Source organism: Micromonospora sp. LOL_024 (assembly GCF_048060415.1).
Taxonomy (GTDB): Bacteria; Actinomycetota; Actinomycetes; order Mycobacteriales; family Micromonosporaceae; genus Micromonospora.
Genome location: NZ_JBHMIS010000013.1, coordinates 1 through 18,775 on the forward strand (window position 1 = coordinate 1; position 18,775 = coordinate 18,775).

The 18,775-nt window shown below is 71.6% G+C and carries 23 protein-coding genes and 1 pseudogene; 16 read left to right on the plus strand and 8 right to left on the minus strand.

Annotation, left to right across the window (positions count from 1 at the left end):
- The first annotated feature begins 435 nt into the window (after positions 1 to 435).
- Positions 436 to 1,347 carry a UbiA family prenyltransferase gene (locus ACFHWY_RS15550; protein WP_416580905.1) on the plus strand — a complete coding sequence of 304 codons (912 nt, stop codon included), beginning with the start codon at positions 436 to 438 and terminating at the stop codon, positions 1,345 to 1,347.
- Position 1,348: 1 nt separating this feature from the next.
- On the opposite strand, the gene ACFHWY_RS15555 is transcribed toward ACFHWY_RS15550, so the two are convergent.
- The 5 genes from ACFHWY_RS15555 to ACFHWY_RS15575 form a co-directional block, all read right to left on the minus strand.
- The gene (locus tag ACFHWY_RS15555; RefSeq protein ID WP_416580906.1) at positions 1,349 to 2,020 is read right to left on the minus strand and encodes a response regulator; all 672 of its coding nucleotides are present in this window, start codon (positions 2,018 to 2,020) and stop codon (positions 1,349 to 1,351) included.
- Positions 2,017 to 3,093, minus strand: coding sequence for a sensor histidine kinase (locus ACFHWY_RS15560; protein ID WP_416580907.1), 1,077 nt, complete (start codon positions 3,091 to 3,093; stop codon positions 2,017 to 2,019). The genes ACFHWY_RS15555 and ACFHWY_RS15560 overlap by 4 nt, the downstream gene beginning before the upstream one ends.
- Positions 3,094 to 3,483: 390 nt before the next feature.
- Positions 3,484 to 3,924: a dihydrofolate reductase family protein gene (locus ACFHWY_RS15565; RefSeq protein ID WP_416580908.1), complete on the minus strand. Its 441-nt coding sequence runs from the start codon at positions 3,922 to 3,924 to the stop codon at positions 3,484 to 3,486.
- Positions 3,921 to 4,118, minus strand: coding sequence for a hypothetical protein (locus ACFHWY_RS15570; RefSeq protein WP_416580909.1), 198 nt, complete (start codon positions 4,116 to 4,118; stop codon positions 3,921 to 3,923). Before ACFHWY_RS15570 ends, ACFHWY_RS15565 begins: the two co-directional genes overlap by 4 nt.
- A gap of 96 nt (positions 4,119 to 4,214) precedes the next feature.
- Positions 4,215 to 4,916: a TetR/AcrR family transcriptional regulator gene (locus ACFHWY_RS15575; RefSeq protein WP_416580910.1), complete on the minus strand. Its 702-nt coding sequence runs from the start codon at positions 4,914 to 4,916 to the stop codon at positions 4,215 to 4,217.
- A 104-nt stretch (positions 4,917 to 5,020) separates the two neighbouring features.
- Between ACFHWY_RS15575 and ACFHWY_RS15580 the strand changes: the two genes are divergently transcribed.
- Positions 5,021 to 5,728 (plus strand): DUF4386 domain-containing protein, encoded by a 708-nt coding sequence (locus ACFHWY_RS15580; RefSeq protein ID WP_416580911.1) that lies wholly within the window; start codon positions 5,021 to 5,023, stop codon positions 5,726 to 5,728.
- 147 nt (positions 5,729 to 5,875) lie between these two features.
- Positions 5,876 to 6,382, plus strand: a complete 507-nt coding sequence (locus tag ACFHWY_RS15585; protein ID WP_416580912.1) for a hypothetical protein — start codon at positions 5,876 to 5,878, stop codon at positions 6,380 to 6,382.
- Between the two features lie 119 nt (positions 6,383 to 6,501).
- On the opposite strand, the gene ACFHWY_RS15590 is transcribed toward ACFHWY_RS15585, so the two are convergent.
- Together ACFHWY_RS15590 and ACFHWY_RS15595 are read right to left on the minus strand one after the other, a co-directional pair.
- Positions 6,502 to 7,068, minus strand: a complete 567-nt coding sequence (locus tag ACFHWY_RS15590) for a glycosyl hydrolase family 65 protein (RefSeq protein ID WP_416580913.1) — start codon at positions 7,066 to 7,068, stop codon at positions 6,502 to 6,504.
- 56 nt (positions 7,069 to 7,124) lie between these two features.
- A complete protein-coding gene (locus tag ACFHWY_RS15595; RefSeq protein ID WP_416581016.1) occupies positions 7,125 to 7,868 on the minus strand; it encodes a prepilin peptidase in 744 nt (247 codons plus the stop codon).
- A gap of 664 nt (positions 7,869 to 8,532) precedes the next feature.
- Here ACFHWY_RS15595 and ACFHWY_RS15600 point away from each other — a divergent pair.
- From ACFHWY_RS15600 to ACFHWY_RS15655, 12 genes are all read left to right on the plus strand, one after another.
- Positions 8,533 to 9,099: a hypothetical protein gene (locus tag ACFHWY_RS15600; RefSeq protein ID WP_416580914.1), complete on the plus strand. Its 567-nt coding sequence runs from the start codon at positions 8,533 to 8,535 to the stop codon at positions 9,097 to 9,099.
- A complete protein-coding gene (locus ACFHWY_RS15605) occupies positions 9,093 to 10,052 on the plus strand; it encodes a hypothetical protein (protein WP_416580915.1) in 960 nt (319 codons plus the stop codon). The genes ACFHWY_RS15600 and ACFHWY_RS15605 overlap by 7 nt, the downstream gene beginning before the upstream one ends.
- A 58-nt stretch (positions 10,053 to 10,110) precedes the next feature.
- On the plus strand, positions 10,111 to 10,770 hold the full coding sequence (locus tag ACFHWY_RS15610) for an SAF domain-containing protein (protein ID WP_416580916.1): 660 nt from the start codon (positions 10,111 to 10,113) through the stop codon (positions 10,768 to 10,770).
- A gap of 2 nt (positions 10,771 to 10,772) precedes the next feature.
- Positions 10,773 to 11,573: a ParA family protein gene (locus tag ACFHWY_RS15615; RefSeq protein WP_416580917.1), complete on the plus strand. Its 801-nt coding sequence runs from the start codon at positions 10,773 to 10,775 to the stop codon at positions 11,571 to 11,573.
- Positions 11,563 to 13,101, plus strand: coding sequence for a CpaF family protein (locus ACFHWY_RS15620; RefSeq protein ID WP_416580918.1), 1,539 nt, complete (start codon positions 11,563 to 11,565; stop codon positions 13,099 to 13,101). The genes ACFHWY_RS15615 and ACFHWY_RS15620 overlap by 11 nt, the downstream gene beginning before the upstream one ends.
- 7 nt (positions 13,102 to 13,108) lie before the next feature.
- Positions 13,109 to 14,011, plus strand: coding sequence for a type II secretion system F family protein (locus ACFHWY_RS15625; protein ID WP_416580919.1), 903 nt, complete (start codon positions 13,109 to 13,111; stop codon positions 14,009 to 14,011).
- Positions 14,008 to 14,871, plus strand: coding sequence for a type II secretion system F family protein (locus ACFHWY_RS15630; protein WP_416580920.1), 864 nt, complete (start codon positions 14,008 to 14,010; stop codon positions 14,869 to 14,871). The genes ACFHWY_RS15625 and ACFHWY_RS15630 overlap by 4 nt, the downstream gene beginning before the upstream one ends.
- A gap of 61 nt (positions 14,872 to 14,932) precedes the next feature.
- Entirely contained in the window at positions 14,933 to 15,136 is a 204-nt protein-coding gene (locus tag ACFHWY_RS15635; RefSeq protein WP_416581017.1) for a hypothetical protein, read from the plus strand.
- Positions 15,137 to 15,139: 3 nt separating this feature from the next.
- Entirely contained in the window at positions 15,140 to 15,583 is a 444-nt protein-coding gene (locus ACFHWY_RS15640; protein ID WP_416580921.1) for a TadE/TadG family type IV pilus assembly protein, read from the plus strand.
- Positions 15,580 to 16,032 carry a TadE/TadG family type IV pilus assembly protein gene (locus ACFHWY_RS15645; RefSeq protein WP_416581018.1) on the plus strand — a complete coding sequence of 151 codons (453 nt, stop codon included), beginning with the start codon at positions 15,580 to 15,582 and terminating at the stop codon, positions 16,030 to 16,032. Before ACFHWY_RS15640 ends, ACFHWY_RS15645 begins: the two co-directional genes overlap by 4 nt.
- The gene (locus ACFHWY_RS15650; protein ID WP_416580922.1) at positions 16,029 to 16,454 is read left to right on the plus strand and encodes a pilus assembly protein TadG-related protein; all 426 of its coding nucleotides are present in this window, start codon (positions 16,029 to 16,031) and stop codon (positions 16,452 to 16,454) included. Before ACFHWY_RS15645 ends, ACFHWY_RS15650 begins: the two co-directional genes overlap by 4 nt.
- Positions 16,455 to 16,470: 16 nt before the next feature.
- The gene (locus tag ACFHWY_RS15655; RefSeq protein WP_416580923.1) at positions 16,471 to 17,583 is read left to right on the plus strand and encodes a LysM peptidoglycan-binding domain-containing protein; all 1,113 of its coding nucleotides are present in this window, start codon (positions 16,471 to 16,473) and stop codon (positions 17,581 to 17,583) included.
- A gap of 62 nt (positions 17,584 to 17,645) precedes the next feature.
- On the opposite strand, the gene ACFHWY_RS15660 is transcribed toward ACFHWY_RS15655, so the two are convergent.
- On the minus strand, positions 17,646 to 18,497 hold the full coding sequence (locus tag ACFHWY_RS15660; RefSeq protein ID WP_416580924.1) for a Rieske 2Fe-2S domain-containing protein: 852 nt from the start codon (positions 18,495 to 18,497) through the stop codon (positions 17,646 to 17,648).
- Positions 18,498 to 18,571: 74 nt separating this feature from the next.
- On the opposite strand from ACFHWY_RS15660, the pseudogene ACFHWY_RS15665 reads away from it, so the two are divergent.
- Positions 18,572 to 18,739: pseudogene (locus tag ACFHWY_RS15665) on the plus strand (enoyl-CoA hydratase); the annotation flags it as partial.
- Positions 18,740 to 18,775 lie beyond the last annotated feature (36 nt).

The window sequence follows — 18,775 nt, forward strand, 5'->3', positions numbered from 1 at the left end:
GGGGAACCGTCCGGGTGCAGCTCGACCCGATCGGCTACCAGGCCGTTCAGGCCCAGCAGCCGGGTCGTATCGTTGACCATGCTCGCAGCTCTTTACTTGTGACCATCCGATCTAGACACTCAGATGATCACCGAAGGGCTGCGAGCCCTGGTCTTCGGGGCGGGCCGATCAACGCACCCCGCTTAAGTTCGAAGAGCCGTCATCTCCCCCGCCACACTCCCCCTCGAATAGAAAATTGCGTCCCGGGACCACCCTAAACACTCGGCGCGCTCGAAAGTAGTGGTAGACCCAGAGGTCGAGCACTACTGAACGGAAGGTGGAAGAAGGTGTACGACGAAAGTAGCAGGCAGATCTCCCGTTATTGTCGGAGCCAAATGCCACCTGCGACACCCAGAATAGACTCAACGAATTCGCGCCACCATCTGGGGGTCGGAGATGTCGAGTCCATCAATTACGCAACCCGTACCGATCGGATCCTTCTCGCGCATCGTCGGTCTCTCGTTCTCGGAAAGCCGGCCGGTGGTGCAGGTCGTCTTCCAGCTCCGCTTCCTGACCGGCGGGCTGCTGGCCGCCCCGCCGTCACAGGCCACCGCGGTGCGGGACCTGACCCTCGGTGCGCTGGCCTGGCTCTGCGCCACCTGGCAGGTCTACCTACTCAACGGCCTCTGCGACCGCACCGAGGACCGGCGCAACGGCTCCGGCCGGCCGGTCGCCACGGGCGCATTGCCGGCCTCCGCCGCCCGTACGATCGCGACGGCCCTGAGCGTGGCGGCGGTGGCCCTCGGCGCGCTGGTCTCCGCCGGCTTCGCGATGCTGGTGGTCGTCATGCTGGCACTCGGTTGGCTGTACTCGGCGGCCCCCCGCCCGCAGAAGGCCAGCCTGTCGGGGTTCGTCGGCGTGGTGGTGGCCGGCGGTTTGGTCACCTATCTGGCCGGCTGGCACGCGGCGGGGGGTGGCGTGCCGGATCCGCGGATGCTGGCGGTGGCCGTGGCGCTGTCGTTCTGGATGGGCCTGGTCGGGATGACCAAGGATCTGCCGGACGTGGCGGGCGACCGGCTGGCCGGCCGGCACACCCTGCCGATCGTGCTGCCCGAGCGCACCGCGCGAATCCTGCTGGCTCTGGGCGCGCTGATCGTCGCGGGCGGATTGGCCGTGGTCAGCGCGGCCGAACCGACCCTGCTGCCACTGGCCGGACTGCTACTCACCGGCGCGGTCCTGCTGAGCTGCTGCGTGCTGACCCGGATCAGCGACGGGAACCGCAGCCGCCGACGCCGGCCCTACCGAGCTTTCATGCTGACCCAGTACGCCGTGCACCTGACCGCGATCGCCCAGTGCCTCGCGATCTGAGTCAGCGGGAGAGCCGGCGACCGTCGGGGATGATCCGGCGGGCCACGGCCTTGCGGATGGCGTCCACCCGGGAGACGGCGTTGAGTTTCGCGTACGCGTTGGTGAGATGCCGTTTCACGGTGGCCTCGGTAATGTGCAGGCGGGACGCGATTTGCTGGTTGCTCAACGCGTCCGACGCGAGGATCATGACTTCCTGTTCCCGCTGTGTCAGCGCCTCGACCGGTCCACCCGAGCCGAGTGGCCGCCGATCGAGCTGCTCGACGGTGCTCCGCGAGACCGCCAGCAGGATGTTCGCCGACGAGCGGACCGACCGGACCGCCGCCAGCAGTTCGTCCCGCAGGATCGTCTTCAGCAGGTACGCGCTGGCCCCCGCCTCGAGCACCTCGCGCACCAGCTCGGCGTCGTCGTGCATGGTGAGCACGATGATCTGGATGTCCGACCGCTGCCCGAGGACCTGCCGAATCGTCGCCGTCACCCCCGCTCCGGGCATCTCCACGTCGAGCAGCAGCACGTCCGGCTCGTACTCGGCGGCCAGTTCGACCGCCTCCGGGCCGCTGCCGCCCGCACCGACGATCTCGATGTCCGAGGCGGTGCCGAGGACCTCCTTGAGGCCCTCCCGGAACAGGGTGTGGTCGTCGACCAGCACCACCCGGATGGGGCCGGGGCGCTTCATCCTTCCGTGCCGTACAACGGCACCTCGACCGCGACGATCGTGCCGCTGCCGGGTGCGGAGTTGATGGTGAGCCGGCCGTTGAGCAGGTCGGCGCGCTCCGCCATGGATCGCAGTCCGAAACCCGCGTTCTGGGCGGTGATCAGGTCGAACCCACGGCCGTCGTCGACCACCTCGGCGTTGATCGCCTCCTCAGTGGCGACGATCGTGACGCGCAGGTCGGTGGCCTCGCCGTGCCGCACCGCGTTGCGGGCGGCCTCCCGCAGGATGAGGTAAAGCTCCTCGCCCACCTCGCGGGGAATGACCTTGACGTCTCCGGTGACGGTGAGCCCGGTCCGGATGGTGACCGGCACGCTGGACGAAAGGTAGCCGCGCAGGGCCGGCTCGATGCCGTCCGCGCCGAACGAGCGGCGCAGCTCCGCGGTCAACTCCTGCACGGTCCGCATCGCCTCGCGCATGTCGTCCATCGCCGCGTCGACCTTGACGGCGGCCCGCTGCGGTTCCTGCGTGCCGTAGTGCCGGGAGAGGTCGAGGTTCTGCAGGGCGAGGCCGATCGAGTGGCCCAGCCGGTCGTGCAGGTCGCGGGCGATCCGGCGGCGCTCCTCGCGGCGCGAAGCCTGCAACTTCTCGATGAGGTAGTTGACGTAGGCCAGCGAGGAGAGCGACACCCGCCGGGCGATGGCATCGTGCAGGGAGAGGCTGACGGCGGCAACCCGCGCCGGATCGGTGATGGCGTGCCGGCGCAGGATGATCGGGAGCGCGACCTCGAAGAGCAGCGCGGCGGCGCGGAGCGACTCGATCGGATGGATGTTGCGCAGCGCCCGGTCCACGCCGATCTCGGTGGACAGCAGTGCGTCGTCGACCACCTCGTCGATGTCGCCGACGGGCTGGGCGGACGACGCCGGCAGATCGAGCTGTTCCGTCACGTCGGTGACGATCGCGTGGACGTTGCGCCGCAATTGGCTGAGCACCGGAGCATTGCCGGTCAACGCGACCGAGGCGGACTCCAGCCGCCGGTAGTGCTCACGGAAGATCTCCTCGGCCAGCTCGACATTCGTGTGCGAGTGATGACCCACGCCGTCCCCGGATTCGTATTCGTTTCCACTGATAGGGATTAGATATTTCGAACCACGTTCTCATGTGAACGGATTCGATTACGGCAATGTTTCATGGGAGCGCTCCCGAAGCGCCACTCTAGCAGGGGGGATGCGTTGCAGCAAGCGATCAAACCGGTCACCGCGTCGACGTACGACCCTAGTCGTGTCGATGCGCCGGCACTTCGACTGATTCGGGAGTATTAGGTCGAGGAATTCCCTGATCGGTGCACCCTGGCGGCGAATCGGCCGGTTTCACCCCGCCGGCAGGGCGAAATACTGGAAAGCGATCTGAATGCCACACGGTCGCCAACAACAACGCGGGACTGTCGAGGTCCGAACGGCGAATCATGGCGGTCCGAACGGCCGATCTCAGCCCTGGATCTCCCGCACAGGCCGGCCCGCCGACAGCTCGAACCGTAGATGGACGACGTGCGACGGCTCAAGCACCAGGGTCCGTTCGAGCTCGACGTGGTCGGTGCCGAGGTGGGCGAAGAGTCTGGTGCCGGCCCCGAGCAGCACCGGGACGAGTTGGAGCCGGATCTCGTCCACCAGCCCGGCCCGCAGGTACTGCTGCGCGATCGTCGGGCCGCCCATCACCAGGACGTTGCGGTCACCTGCCGCGCGACGCGCCTGCCGGAGCGCCTCCCCGATGCCGCCGGTGACGAAGGTGAAGGCGGCACTGTGCATGGCCAGCGGCTCGCGGGGGTTGTGGGTGACCACAAAGGTCGGCGCCGGGTAGGGCGTGTCCTGCCACAGATCTACGCCGATGTCGAACATCCGCTTGCCGATCACCGCGGCACCCGTGCTCACATGCAGTTCCCGTGCCTGCTCGGCGTCGACGCCGGCCGGATGCCATCGGCAGCGACCGCCCGGTCGGCGTCGTCCGGGAACAGCCACTCGTGCAGCCGTTCACCGCCTCGGCCCATCGGGTGTTCGGCGCTGATGTCAGGCCCGGCCGCGAAGCCATCGAGGGAGACGCTCATGTTCAGCAGGACCCGCCCCATGCCGCTCCTCCGTCTTCTCGACCGCTCAACCGTCTGCGTCTCACAAGCAGTAGCCAAGACCGTAGGCATCTTGGTTGCAATATGCAAGCAGTATCGTCACTCCCGTGCGCGTTCGAGGCCGTCGAAGAGCAGGTCGAGGGTGAACTCGAACTCGACCTGGCCGTCGCACCAGCCCAGCGTCGGGTCCTCGGCGTCGTGCATCTCGGCAGCCACCATCGAGGCCAGATGGGGCAGCCGCTCGGCCACTGCGGCCAACTGCGCCTCGGCCGCCTCGACGTCGTCCTCCCCGCCCGCCGACGCCGGCCGGAAGACCTCCTGGGCGAAGCCGAGCGCCAGGCTGCCGAACGCGTGCAGGGCTTGGTGCGCGATCCGGTACGAGAATCCGCCGTCGATCAGGGCGGCGAGGATGCCCTCGTAGTACCCGTACACGTCGGCGGGGATGGTCTGGCGGGAGCTGAGCAGCGCGGGTGCCCACGGGTGCCGCAGCATGACCGCACGAGCGGCGAGGAAACGCAGCCGCAGACGGCTACGCCAGTCTCCGCCGGCCACGCCCGCCTCGGCCAGGTCGCCGGCCGCCGCGACCTCGGCGACGACGGCGTCGACGAGGCCGTCGAGCAGGCCTTCCTTGCCGGGCAGGTGGTGGTAGAGCGACATCGCCTCGACGCCAAGCTCGGCGGCGAGCCGGCGCATCGTCAGCGCCGACATCCCCTCCGCGTCCACCAGGCCGATCGCGGCGGCCAGCGCCCGATCACGACTGAGCGGCTCCCGCGGCTTCTTCGCGCCCATTCGACTCACCATCCCCTTGACCTTACAACGTATGGTTGGCCTTACGACGTAAGGCGACACTATGCCCATCGATGGGTGGAGCGTCGGCCAAGACTGACGTGACCGAAGGAGCGAAAATGCATCCCCTGATCCGCACCGCCCGAACGACCGGGCTGTTCTACCTCGGGCTCGGCATCGCCGGCGCACTGGGCTTCCTCACCATCCGTTCGATGCTCTTCGTAGCCGGTGACGCCGGCGCGACCACCGCCAACCTGGTGGCCCACGAGACGCTCGCGCGCGTCGGGGTCGCCCTCGAACTGCTCGTGGTGCTGGCCCAGACGCTCACCGCCGTGTGGTTCTACCGTCTGTTCCGCACCATCGACAGCATCGCCGCCGGCAGCATCGCCGCCTTCGGCATCGTCAACGCCGTCGCGATCCTGGGCAGCGCCGCCATGCTCGGGACCGCCGTCGAGGTGGCGACCGGCCGGCACGGCGACCCGGCCGACACCGTCCAGCTCCTCTACCTCGTCAGCGAGAATCTGTGGCAGGTGGGCGGGCTGTTCTTCGGCCTCTGGCTCGTACCGATGGGCTGGTGCGTGCTCCGGTCGGGCTGGCTGCCCCGCGCCCTCGGCTGGATCCTCCTCGTCGGCGGCCCCGGCTACGTGCTCAGCGCCTTCCTCGGGTACCTCGCCCCGAGCGCCGGCGTGGTCGTCGACCTGCTGGTGGTCCCCGCCACCGTGGGCGAGTTGTGGATCCTCGGCTACCTGATCATCTTTGGGGTACGCAGCCCGGCGCTCGCCGGGACCCCGCAGGCCACGCCGACCGCTGTCCCGTCACCCTCGTGACGTCCCCGCCGGCCCCGGCCAGGACGCGCGCCACGCCGGAGTTACGCCTGACCCGGGGCCGGCGGCCCTGCCATGTCGTTGATCCGGTTGTGCCCGCAACCCGCCGGTGACCACGGTGGGGGCACCGAGAAGCCGGGAAGGACGCCGATGACCAGCGAACGCGAGACCGTCGAGGTCGACTCCACCCTGTTCCAAGCCGTCTACGACTCACCCGCCTCGCTACCCGGCCGGCACCGCTGGACGACACCGGCGCCCGACGTACGGCGGATCGAGAAGCTGCTGGGCATGCCGTCGCGCACCATCGGCGCACCCCTGTGGGTCAGCGGCGACCAGCCGGACTGCCCGAAGTGCGGTCGCCGGATCACCTGGTACGACATCGTCGCCTCGGCGCTGAAGGGCGTACACGACCCGATGACGATCGCCACGGTGATCCTCGGCGACCGCCGGTACGTCAACACCGGCCTGCCCGACGCGATCCCCGGAGTGCGCTGCGCCGACTGCCGCTCGCCGATCGAGGGACTACGCAGCTTCAAATGCCACAACTGGGCGTACGCCTTCGAGGAGCTGGAGTCCGTGCGGCAGCGGATGTCCGGCGGCTCAGTCCTCGGCGACCAGCGTGAGCGCGTACCGCGGCCCGGGTCGGCCGTCGAGTGACACCTCACCGACCGGTGTGAACCCGGTGCGCCGCAGCACCGCCGACGAGGCGGCGTGATCTTTGTTAAAAGGGGGCCCCTGCTCTACCCCAGGCGTTAACAAGGGGCCCCTCCTTCCCCTCAGCGACGGGTGGGGCGGCGGCCGGGCGGCGAGGGCGGCTCGTCGCCTAAGGCGGGCAGGGTGGGCATCGGCCGTCCCACCGGGCCACCGGCGGTCACCCGCACCCGCTCGCCGTGGTGCCACAGCTCCATGGCGGCGCCGGGTGCGGCGTCCGGTAGCTCGTAGCGGACCTCGTCGGCGGTCAGCATGACCAGCAGCCGATGGCCGTGCCAGCGCAGACTGAACGCCAGCCGGTCGATCCGGCGGGGCAGCCGGGGGTCGAAGGACAGCAGCTCCCGATCGTCGCGCAGGCCGCCGAAGCCCTGCACCAGGGCCAGCCACTCCCCGCCCAGGGAGGCGAGGTGCAACCCGTAGGTCAGCTCGCGCCGTTCGTGCAACCCGTTGAGGTAGCTGCCGGGCATCTCGCACGGCGCGCCCTCGTCGAGGGTGCCGCGCCAGCCCAGCCAGCCGTTGCTCAACGCGAAGATCGACTCGGTCTCGCCGAGCCGGTCCAGGTCGTCCCGGGTCCGCCGGATCCGCCAGCGCTCGTCGGGCTGCCGGGCCGGCCGATCGGGGGTGGGATGCACAGCGCCTCCAGAAGACTAAGACGTCCCTGCGGGCTGACATTTCCCCGCCGACCGGCTCACCACACCAGCAGCAACGCGCCGATGGCGCCGAGGACCAGGTAGGGCCCGAACGGCAGGTGGCTCGACCAGCGGGCTCGACCGCTGAGCAGCAGGCCCAGGGCGACCACTCCGGACAGCGTCAGCGCGAGCACCAATCCGAGCACGGACACGCTCCAGCCGTACCAGCCGAGCAGGGTACCGGCGCTCAGCGCGAGCTTGGCGTCGCCGATGCCGAAGCCCCGCGCGCCGAGCAGCAGCGTGCTCGCGGCGAAGAAGAGCGCCAGCCCGACACCGGCCGCCGTGGCGCGCAGCCACGGTGCCGGTCCGGCGCCGGCGAGCGCGGCGCCACCGAGCAGCAGCCAGGTGCCGGCGGCGGCGGGCCAGGTGAGCCGGTCGGGCAGCCGGTGCACGGCGAAATCGACGAAGATCAGCGGCACCGCGAAGACCAACCACCAGGCGGCGACGACCAGTTCGACGCCGGGCGGACGGGCCAGCAGCAGCGCGGCCAGGGCCGCCATGGCGACCAGTTCGACGGAGGCCGGCGGTGCGCCGACCCGGGCGCCGCATCCGGCGCAGCGTGCGGTCGGGCCCAACGCCGGCCACGGCCGGTCGGGGCCGATCGGTGCGCCGCAGGCGTCGCAGCCGGTCCGGCGGTCGGTTCCCGGGGGTACGGCGTGCCGGGCGACGGCGTACCGCAGCAGCGGGGTGAGCGTCAGCAGGGTCACGGCACGGTGCCACGGTCGACGGGTCGGCGGGGCGATCTCCGGTGACGGGTGGCCGGCCTCGGCGAGGTCCCGCACCGAATGCGGGAGGTCGGGTCGGCTCACGCCGGCTGCCCCTCGCCTGTCGCCAACACGGACGGTAGTCTGTCCGGTCGTTTCGGGTGGTGGACCGAATGTTGCCCGGAAGCCGCCGTCCTGTCCAGACGGCACCAGCCGGGATGGACCGAACAGGTAGACGCAATTCCCATAGAATGCAATTGACGCCCGATTGGCACCCTTTTCCGGGGGGACGGATCGGACCGATTGCCATTTCCCACCTCATCACGGCCGCCCGCTCCAATGCCCAACCGGCGCCGACCCTGGCCGCTAGGCCACCGGCACCCCACCGGCCGCCACCCCCTGCCGATCGACCCCCGCAACCCTCCGGTAACCATCCGGCGCCACCACCGTTCATAACTCAGAGTATTCGGTTGGATTGCCTCTGTTGCATTTGCCGTCGTCAGCCTATGCTCGCCCCTTGGATGTGACGCAACCCACGTCCACGGCCCACGACCAACCAGGGCAGTGCATTTGTAGATGATCCATCGAGGTAAATGCGGCCGCGTGTTGGAGAGGACCGGAGATCGTCTTCCGGTCGTGCTGCCGCACGCCCGGAAACGCCGGTGACGGCGGTCGCCGGGTCGGCACCGAGGAGGGCACGAGGGTGCGAGCACGGCAGCTGAGCCGCTGGACGGCCGGTCTGGTCGCGGTGGCCACGGTCGGCACGACCACCGCCTGCGGCGGTACGCAGGAGGCGTCCACCCCTGTCGGGACCGAACGGAGCAGACCCGTCGGCGCCCATCGGGCCGCCGACGAGGCGGCGGAGAAGGCGGCCCTGGCGGCCTACGCCGGTTACCTCACGGCGTCCCGCTCGGCGAGCCGGCGCAGCGACCCGCAGGAGCCCGAGCTGACCCGGTTCCTCGCCGACCCACTGCTGACCCGGGTCCGGCTGAACCTTCGTCAGGCCCGCGAGCACGGCGCGGTCAGTACTGGCACCCTGCGATCCGAGGACCCCACCGTGGTCTCGGTGGACCTGGACGCCGAGCCGCCCACGGTGGAGATTCAGGACTGCGTCGACGCCAGCGGCTACCGGCTGGTCTATCTCGACGACGAGAAGGTGGTGCCTGGCACCCGCGGCTCCCGCCACCTCGCCACCGCCACCGCCACCCGCTATCCCGACGGCCGCTGGCTGATCAGCACGGGCGCGGCCCACCAGGACCAGCCGTGCTGACCCGGGCCGCGACGCGGCACCGCCCGGACGGCCGGCGGGGTGCCCGTACCGCGCGGCGGGCACTGCTCGGCGGCACCCTGGCGGTGCTGCTGGCGACCACCGGAGCGGTGCCGGCGACGGCCGCCGACCCCGGCGCCGAATGCCCACCGGCTCAGCCGAACTGCAACGTGTGGGACGACGACCCGGGCACCCCCGGTGGTGGCGACAACGGCGGCGGGGACAACGGTGGCGGCGACAACGGTGGGGGCGGCGGCGGTGGCTGCCAGTGGAACGGCCGCACTCTGCCCTGCTACGACGACGTACTCGGCTGGTTCAACAACGACAACGGCTGCTACTACAAGCTCGCCGAGCCCCAGCCGGAGGCGCCCGAGGGCCAACAGTGGTACGTACGCAGTTGCGTCGACGGCGCCCTCGGCGACAGCCGGACCATGCTGCTGGACGCGCCGCCGCCCGGCTTCGGCGCCCCGCCCGACCCCGAGGAGTTGGCCCGCCGGGCATTCGCCTCGATCACCCTGTTGGCGCCCCGCGCCGCGGTCGCGCCCCGCAAATCCGTCGGCCCCGGGCTGGTCGGCCTGCCGGTCTGGATGTGGGCCAGTCAGGGCGAGAACTACTTCGGCCCACTGAGCGCCTCCGCCTCGGATCGAGGCCTGACCGTCACGATCCGGGCCGAGGTCGACCGGGCGGTCTGGGACATGGGCAACGGCGACATGGTCACCTGCACCGGGCCCGGCACCCCGTACAACCCCGGAGGGCGGCACGCCGGCCGGCCCTCGCCGGACTGCGGCTACCCCAACGGCTACCCGCAGGCCGGGACGTACCGGGTGCAGGCGACCACGCACTGGTCCGTCACCTGGACCGGCACCGGTGGCCAGAGCGGCGACATCCCGGGGGTCACCCGCACCACCGGCACCGTCGAAATCCAGATCGACGAACTTCAGGTGGTGACCCGATGAGCGCGAGGAGTGAGTCGCTCCGGCGAGTCCCGCAGTCGGGAACGAAAGGTGAGAACCGATGAGTGTGGCGACCCGTGACGCAAACCCTTCGGTGGACGCACCGGTCGCCCCGCCCCGGGTGGTGCGGCAGCGCCGGGTACGTCCCGGACTGCTCGGCCTCGCCGTCCTGCTGATCGCCCTGGGTGGGCTCGGTTCCGCGTTCGCGGTCACCTCGGTCCGGGCGACCGGCAGCTACCTGGCGGTCGCCCACGCGGTCGAGGTCGGCAGCGTGGTACGCGCCGACGACCTGGTGTCGGTACAGGTGGCCGGTGGTCAGGGGCTCGCCCCGGTGCCGGCCGGCCGACTGGCCGACGTGGTCGGCATGCGGGCCGCCGTCGCGCTCGCCCCCGGAACACTGCTGACCATGGCCCAGCTCACCAACGACCCGCTGCTCGGCCCCGGGCAGCAGCAGCTCGCCCTCGGGCTGCGCGCGGCTCAGGTGCCGGCGCCGAAGCTGCGTCCCGGCGACGAGGTGCTGCTGGTCAGCACCCCGAGCAACGACGACAGCGGGCCCGCCTCCGGCGCCACCCGGTTCACCGCGACCGTCACCGACGCCGTCTCCACCGACGGCCGGGACGAGGTCGTGGTCTACCTGGCGCTGGCCGTCCGCGACGTACCGGCCGTGGTGGCGCTGGCCGCCCAGGACCGGATCGCGGTCGTGCTGACCAGGGCGGCCTGAGTATGGCGATCGTCGCCCTGGTTTCGGCCAAGGGCTCGCCCGGCGTCACCACCACCGCGCTGGCCTGCGCGATGAGCTGGCACCGGCGCCTGATCCTCGCCGAGTGCGACCCGGCGGGCGGCTCGGTCCTCGCCGGCTACCTCGGCGGCGCGCTGGACGGCCCGCGGGGCATCGGCGAACTGGCCGTCGGCGAGCTGCGCGACGGCAACCTGGAAAGCGCCTTCTGGTCGCAGCTGGTCGACCTGGACGCACCCAGACGCGAGCGGCTGCTGCTGCCCGGCGTGATCGACCCGGCCCAGGCTGGCAGCGTCACCCCACTCTGGCAGCGGTTCGCCGACTTCTTCACCGGCCTGGAACGCGGCGACCCGCCGTACGACGTGATCGTCGACTGTGGCCGTCTCCAGGTCCTCGGCCCACCCTGGCCGCTGCTGCGCGCCGCCTCGGTGGTGCTGGTGGTGACCCGGGCACAACTGCCCGACCTCTCCGGCACCCGGGCCATGCTCCGGAGCATCGAACGCGACTTCGCCGAGCATCGGGTGCCGCCGGGCACGCTACGACTGCTGCTGGTCGGCGACGGCCACGGCAAGAGCGAGATCAGCAAGGCGCTCCGGACACCGGTGATCGGCCGGCTGCCGCATGACTCGCGTACCGCCGGGGTGCTCAGCCTCGGCGGCACCGTGCGGGCCGGACGGCCGTTGCTGCGCGCGGCCCGTGGGCTGGAGGTGCCGGTCGGAACGCTGCTGGAGCGCCGCCGGGCACGGCTGGCGTGGCCGGTCGCGCCGGAGGTGTCGGATGCGATTTGAAGCAGTCTCGTCCGACCCCCGTCGGCAACCGAACGGAGCCACCTCCACGGCACCACCGTTGCCGCCCACCAACGGCCGGCACCATCCCGCGCCGGCACCCGTACCCGAGGTGGCGACGCCACCGGCACCGGCACCACCGCCACGGCCCCGGGTGGACTTCCAGGTGGTCCGCGAGCTTCGCCGGCAGCTCAGCGAGCGGCTGACCCGCTGGCAGCGTGGCCGGGAGTTCAGCGTCGACGAGGAGGACATCGAGCGGGCCCGGCTCGCGGTGGAGATGGTCGCGGAGTACGCCGACTCGGTACGCCGGGCCGGCACGCCGATGGCCGCCGGCGAGGAACGCGTGCTGCTCGACCAGGTCACCGCCGAGTTGGCCGGCCTCGGGCGGCTCCAGACGCTGCTCGTCGACGGCACCATCGAGGAGGTGCACATCCTCGGCTGCGACCAGGTACGCATCACCCGGCACGGCGGCGGCGTCGACTGGGCCGAACCGATCGCCGACAGCGACGACGAGCTGGTGGAGATTCTCCAGGCGGCGGCCCGCCGGGCCGGCGCGACGGAACGCTCCCTGTCCACCTCGAAACCCACCCTCGACCTGCAACTGCCCGACGGTAGCCGGCTGGCCGCGGTGTTCCTGGTCAGCCACCGCCCGTACGCGGTGATCCGCAAGCACAACACGCTTGAGGTGACCCTGGACGACCTGGCCGGCGCCCGAGGCGACCTCGACGAGATGGTCGACCCCCTGCTGCGCGACTTCCTCCGGGCGTCCATGCGGGCCGGGCTGAACATCATGGTCGCCGGACTGGCCGGTGCCGGTAAGACCACCGTGATCCGGGCACTGATGAGCGAGATCCCGCCCGACGAGCCGTACGTGCTGCTGGAGGAGAGCCGCGAGCTGCTGCCGGCCCGCCGGAGCGACCGGCACCGGGCCGTGATGAGCTTCGAGTCCCGGGAGGGGCACGGCGAACGTGGGCCGGACGGCCGCCCGGCCGGCGAGGTGAGCATCGCCGACCTGATCCCGGTCTCGCTGCGGATGGGCGTACTGCGGATCATCGTCGGTGAGGTCCGCTCCCGGGAGATCGTGCCGATGCTCCAGGCGATGACCACCAGCCGCGGATCGATGTGCACGATCCACGCGCGTACGCCGGCCGGGGTGAACGAGCGGATCATCGAGTTGGCGCTGGCGCACGGCCGGGAGATGACGGTCGACCAGGCCCGCCGGATGGCCGGCAACGCACTCGACCTCATCGTCTACGTCACCGTCGACGACGAGACCGGCATCGGTGGGCGCAAGCACCGCTTCGTCTCGCACGTCGAGGAGGTGCTGGGCATCGGCGAGAGCAGCCGGATCACCACCACGCAGGTGTTCGGCCCCGGGCCGGACGGCCGGGCGGTGCCCCGGCACCTGCCCGAACGGGTCCGGGACCAGCTGTTGCGGGTGGGCTACGACGCCCGGCTGCTGAGCCGGTGGATCGAAGCCGGCCAGGGTGCCTGGCGTCGACCCCGGCAGACCCGCCTCGGTCGGCGGTGAGGAGGCGATGGGTACGAACATCGAGCTGATCGCCGTGGTCTCCGGGGCGGCCTGCGCGGCCGGTGTGGTACTGGCGATCGTCGCGCTGCTCGGCACCCGCCGCCCGCCCGGCCCGGCACCCGGTGCCGGCCCCGGGATCGGGCGGCTCTGGCACGGCTCCGGCAGCACCGAGCGCGAGCGGCGGGCACACCAGGCGCTGCTACTCGGCGCGGTGGTCGCCGGCGCGCTGGCGTTCCTGCTGACCGGTCTGCCCGTGGTCGGGCTACTGGTGGCGGTGGCGGTGCCCGGCACCCCGTGGCTGTTCTCGGTGGGCCGGGCCGAGCAGCGGGCGATCGCCCGAATCGAGGCGGTCGGCGAGTGGACCCGCCGACTCAAGGACGTCTCCGCCACCGGCCAGGGGCTTCAGCAGGCGATCATCGGCACGGTCGTCACCGCGCCGGAGGAGATCCAGGAGGAGGTACGCCTGCTCGCCGCCCGGCTCCAGGCCGGCTGGTTGGCCCGCCCCGCCCTGCTGGCCTTTGCCGACGAGATCGGCGACCCGGTCTGCGACCAGGTGGTCGCGGCACTCATCCTCCACCTCAGCGACCGGGGTGAACGGCTCGGCGACGTACTGGGCTCCATCGCTTCGGCCGCCGCGGCCGAGGTGGCCACCCGGCGGGAGATCGAGGCCAAGCGCACCCAACCCAGGTTCGCGGTCCGCTTCCTCACCGGGATGACGCTGGCGACGATCGCGTACGGGCTACTCAACCGCGAGTACGTCCAGCCGTACGCCACGCCGTTCGGTCAGCTGGTGATGGCGGTGCTCGGCGCCGCCTTCGTGGGCCTGCTGGCCTGGGTGCGCTCGATGAGCCAGCCGCCCCGGCCGGCCCGGTTCCTGCCCGCACCCGATCACGGTGAGGTGGTGGCGTGAACCTGCATCTGACTCTCGCCGTCGTCGCCGGAGCCGCGGTCGGGCTGGGCGTGTTCCTGGTGGTCCGCGAGCTGGTACCGGCGACGCCGGCGCTCGGCCCGGCGTTGCGCCGGCTGCACCAGCCGCCCGGAGCCGCCCAGACCGGTCCAGCGAACAGGGGCCTGGAGTGGCTCACCGAGCTGGCCCGCTGGCTACGCCCACCGCATCGGCAACTGGCCCTACTCGACCGCACGCCCGAGCAGTACGCGCTCTCCCTGCTGCTGTCGGCCCTGATCGGGCTGTCCGCACCGGCCCTGCTCAGCGTCACGCTCCTCGCCGTCGGCATCTCGATGCCGCTGGCCGTGCCGGTCCTCGGCAGCGTCGGCCTGGCGCTGCTCTGCGCGCTGGTTGCCCACCGGGCGGTGCTGACCAGGGCCGACTCCGCGCGGGACGAGTTCCGCCAGGCGGTCTGCACCTACCTGGACCTCGTCGCGCTCCAGCTGTCCGCGGCGCACGGCCCGGTGCAGTCGCTGGAGCGGGCGGCGGCCGTCTGCGAGGGCTGGGTCTTTGACCGGATCTCGGAGGCGCTGCGGATGGCCCAGATGCAGATGCACTCCCCGTGGGACGAGTTGCGCGATCTCGCCGACCGGATCGGCATCCCGGAGCTGGGTGACGTGGGCGCGATCATGCGCTCCTCTGGAAGCGAGGGCGCGCAGGTACACGAGACGCTGCGCAGCCGGGCCGACTCGCTGCGCGACCAGATCCGCACCGACAACCTGGCCCGCGCCGAGGGAGTGACCAGCCGGCTGGACATCCCCGGGGCGCTGCTGGTCTTCGTCCTGCTCGGCTTCGCCATCTATCCGTTCCTGGCCCGCCTCTAGGCCGACCCCGAGTGAAGGAGCACCCCCGATGTCCGTCCTGACCCACCTGCACGGCGCGCCGATGGCGCGACTGACCAGAGTGCACGTTGCGCTGCGCGTGCGGTTTGCCGAGCTGCGCGGCGATCGCGGCGACAGCCCCGTACCGACCGCTGTGATCATCTTCGGCCTGGTGGCGGTGGCGATGGCGGTGACCGCCGCCGCGCTCGGCGCGGCCAACGACTGGATGGACAACATCCCGACCCACCAGGACCCCGTGGCCGACTGACCGATGCTGCCCACACTCTCCACCGGCTGGTGCCGGATGGCCGCCGCCATCCGGCACCTGCGGCTGGCCGGTAGCGGGGAGCGGGGCGGCAATCCGGTCGAGCTGGCGGTGACACTACCGACGATCCTGGTGATGCTCTTCGCCTCGATCCAGGTCGCCGTCGTGTTCGTCGCCCGGTCCACCGCGCTGAACGCTGCGCAGAGCGGAGTCAACGCCCAGCGGCTGCACCAGGCCCCGACGGGTGCCGGCGAGGACCGCGCCGCCGAGTTCCTCCAGGCCGCCGGTGACTGGCTGGTCGACTGGGACGAGCCGGGCCCGAGCTGCGTCGCCACGGCCACCGACGTGACCTGTACGGTGACCGGCCGGTCCCTCTCGGTCGTGCCGGGTGTCAGCTTCTCCGTCCGACAGACGGCACACGGAACGGTGGAACGGTGGACCGCACCATGAGCCGAGGCTCGGTCTCGATCGAGGTCGCGGTGCTGGCGCCGGCCTTCGTGGCGATGATGGTGCTGGCCGGCGTCGCCGGGCGTACCGCGGTCGCCACCGAGGCGTTGGAGGCCGCCGCGCACGACGCGGCCCGGGCCGCCTCGATCTCCCGGGACGCCCCCACCGCCCGCCGAGAGGCCCGTCAAGCGGCCCGCGAACAGCTCGACTGGCGGGGCGTGTCCTGCTCCGGCACCCCGGCGGTGACCTTCCGTGGCTCGGTCGACGGCCGGTCCACCACCTTGAACCGGGCCTTCAGCAGCCAGGTCGGGCAGGACGCCACAGTCACCGTCGAGATCGCCTGCGTCGTCTCCTACGCCGACATCAAACTGCCCGCGCTGACGATGAAGGACGGAAACCGGATCTCCGCGTCGTTCACCTCGCCGCTGGACCGCTACCGGAGTCGGGGATGAAGGCCGGGGGCGGCGACGCCGGGCGGGTGAGCATCTTCCTCGCCGTCGCCATGGTCGGCGTACTCGCCGTCATCGGCATGGCTTTCGACGGCGCTGGGCAGCTCCGGACGCTGCAACGCGCCGAGAACCTGGCCGCCGAGGCGGCCCGCGCGGGCGGCCAGGCCATCGACCGGGCGACCGCGATCGAGGGCGGCCCCAAGCGGATCGACCAGCGCCAGGCCCGCCGCGCCGTCCGGGACTACCTCGCGGCCGCCGGGGCCAGCGGCCATACGGTCAACTTCCCGGTGGTCGACGGCGAAACCCTCATCCGGGTACGGGTCTCGGTCACCTACGACCGGGCCATGCTCGGCCTCTTCGGCTTCTCCAACACCGTCACCGTTTCCGGCGAGGCGACCGCACGGGCGCTGACCGGGGTCTCCTAGGGAAAGGAAGGTAGCCATGGCCGCATCGGGTGGTACCGCCGTACGACGGGCCGGTCGGATGCTGACCGGGTTCGGTGCGCTGGTCGTACTGATCGGGCTGCTGGCCGGCGGACCGATCGCGCTACTGGCCTTCGCCGGCAACCCGCTCCCCGACCACGTACCGACGCTGGCGGAGATCGGCACGACGCTGACCAGCCGCGACGACGGGCAGCTCTTCCTGCGGGCACTGGCGATCGTCGGCTGGTTCGGCTGGGCCACCTTCGCCCTCTCCGTCCTGGTGGAGTTCGGTGCCCAGTCGGTACGCCGGCCGGTTCCCCGGCTGCCCGGCATGGGCCGGCAGCAACGGGTCGCCGCCGCGCTGGTCGGGGCGGTCACGCTGATCCTCGCCGCCAGTCCGGCCGCCACCGCCGCCAGCACGGCATACGCCGGCCCGACGTATGCGTCTCCGGCCACTGCGGACGTCGCGCTCGCACCGGCTACGGCACCCGTGGCTGCGGCGCGGGCGGACCGGGCCCCGACACCGACCGACGCGCCGGTGTACCAGGTCGCCAAGGGCGACTACCTCGGTGGGGTCGCCGACCGGTACCTCGACGACTTCGACGACTACCGGAAGCTGGCCGCGCTCAACAAGCTCCGCGACCCGGATCAGATCCACCCCGGACAACTGATCAGCCTGCCGGCCCAGGCACAGGACCAGGGCTCCCGGCGACACGCCACCGGCCGTCTGGTCGCACCGAAGGTTCGGCCCGCACCCGGACCGGGCACACCGGAGCGGGCCGGCGACACCCGTCCGACACCGGGCGGCACGACGGAACAGCCGGGCACGGTCACGCCCGCACCCGAGCAGGCCACGCCCGACGGACCACAGTCGGCACCGCCACGAGGAGGAACGCCGGACGACCATCCACCGGTGGTGACAGTGGGTGCGGCCCGGGCCGGCGATCCCGACCGGGTGAACCGTCCGCTCGCCGTCTCTGCCGTACTGGCCGTGGCCAGCATCGTCGGCGCACAGATCGGCGCGGTCCTCGGCCTGCGCCGTCGGCCGACGGTGGCACGCGCCGGGACGGGCCAGCACCCGCAGGTCAACCTGCCTCGCGGGTTGCCGACGGGCCGACACCGCAAGGACTGACGAACGTTCGGGGGTGCAGCAGCACGGCCGCCGGGAAGGGCGAACACGTCTCCCGACACGAGTCAGGGCAGCCGGGTCTCCAGCACGCCGTCGACGATCCGGGTGGGCAGGATCTGCTGGTCGTTCGCAGACGGTCCGTGCACCACCTCGCCGCCGTTGAGCCGGAAAGTGCTGCCGTGCCAGGGGCACACCACGCACGCGTGGCCGTCGATCTCACGTACCTCGCCCGCGCCCAGCGGGCCGCTCTGGTGCGGGCAGCGCTCCAGCATCACGGTGACCTCGTCGCCGTGCCGGTAGAGGATCAGCGAGACCTGGTCCACCTCGCGGGTGACCAGCTCCCGTTGTGGCAGCGTGGCCAACTCGGCCAGCGAGTGCCAACCGTCGCTGATCAGGTGCAGGTCGGAGACGCTCACGTTGACCTGAGCGCCCTCCTTGTATGCCAGGTGTCCGCCGAGGTACGCCCCGGCGCTGACGGCGCTGAGCCCGAGCCAGCCCAAGGCACGGCCGACGCCGTGCCGGCCGGACAGCCGGGCGGCCAGTGAGCCGCCGTACAACGCCAAGCCGACCGTGTTGGACGCGGCGTGCACCAGGCCGACCCGGCGCTGGTCACGGGCGAGCGCCGCCCAGTCGTTGAGCCCGGCGACCGCCGCCGGCACCGCGCTCAGCGTGCCGAGTGCGGTGAGCGTGGTGGCGGCCCTCCGCTGACCGGGCATCAGGTCCAGCACGGCCGCGCTCATCCAGGCACCGACCGGCACCTGCACCATCGCCGGGTGCAGCGGGTGGCCCAACCAGACACCGTGCAGCAGGTCCCGGACCCGCTGCCCACTGAGGGTGCCCTGCACGGCACGCTGCAACCGGTCACCGAACCCGTCCAGGCCGGAGGCTTGCTCGATCTTCGTCAAGAACGCTCGCACGGACACCGACTTCCCGCCGTACGTCGACCCAAACCGGTCGTCGGTGACGAATGGCCGGCCGGGCTCGCTGACGTGTGCGGGTCGCGGAGTCAGACGCGGTGCTCGGGGTGTTCTGCCGACGCTGGGGAGTGCCGCTGATCGACGGCGGCACGGTCCGGCTGCCCCGACTGATCGGCGAGAGCCGGGCGATGGACGTGATCCTCACCGGGCGGGCCGTACCGGCGCAGGAGGCGGACGCCATCTAACCCCTGCCGCTCCGGTCCGACCACCTCGGGTAG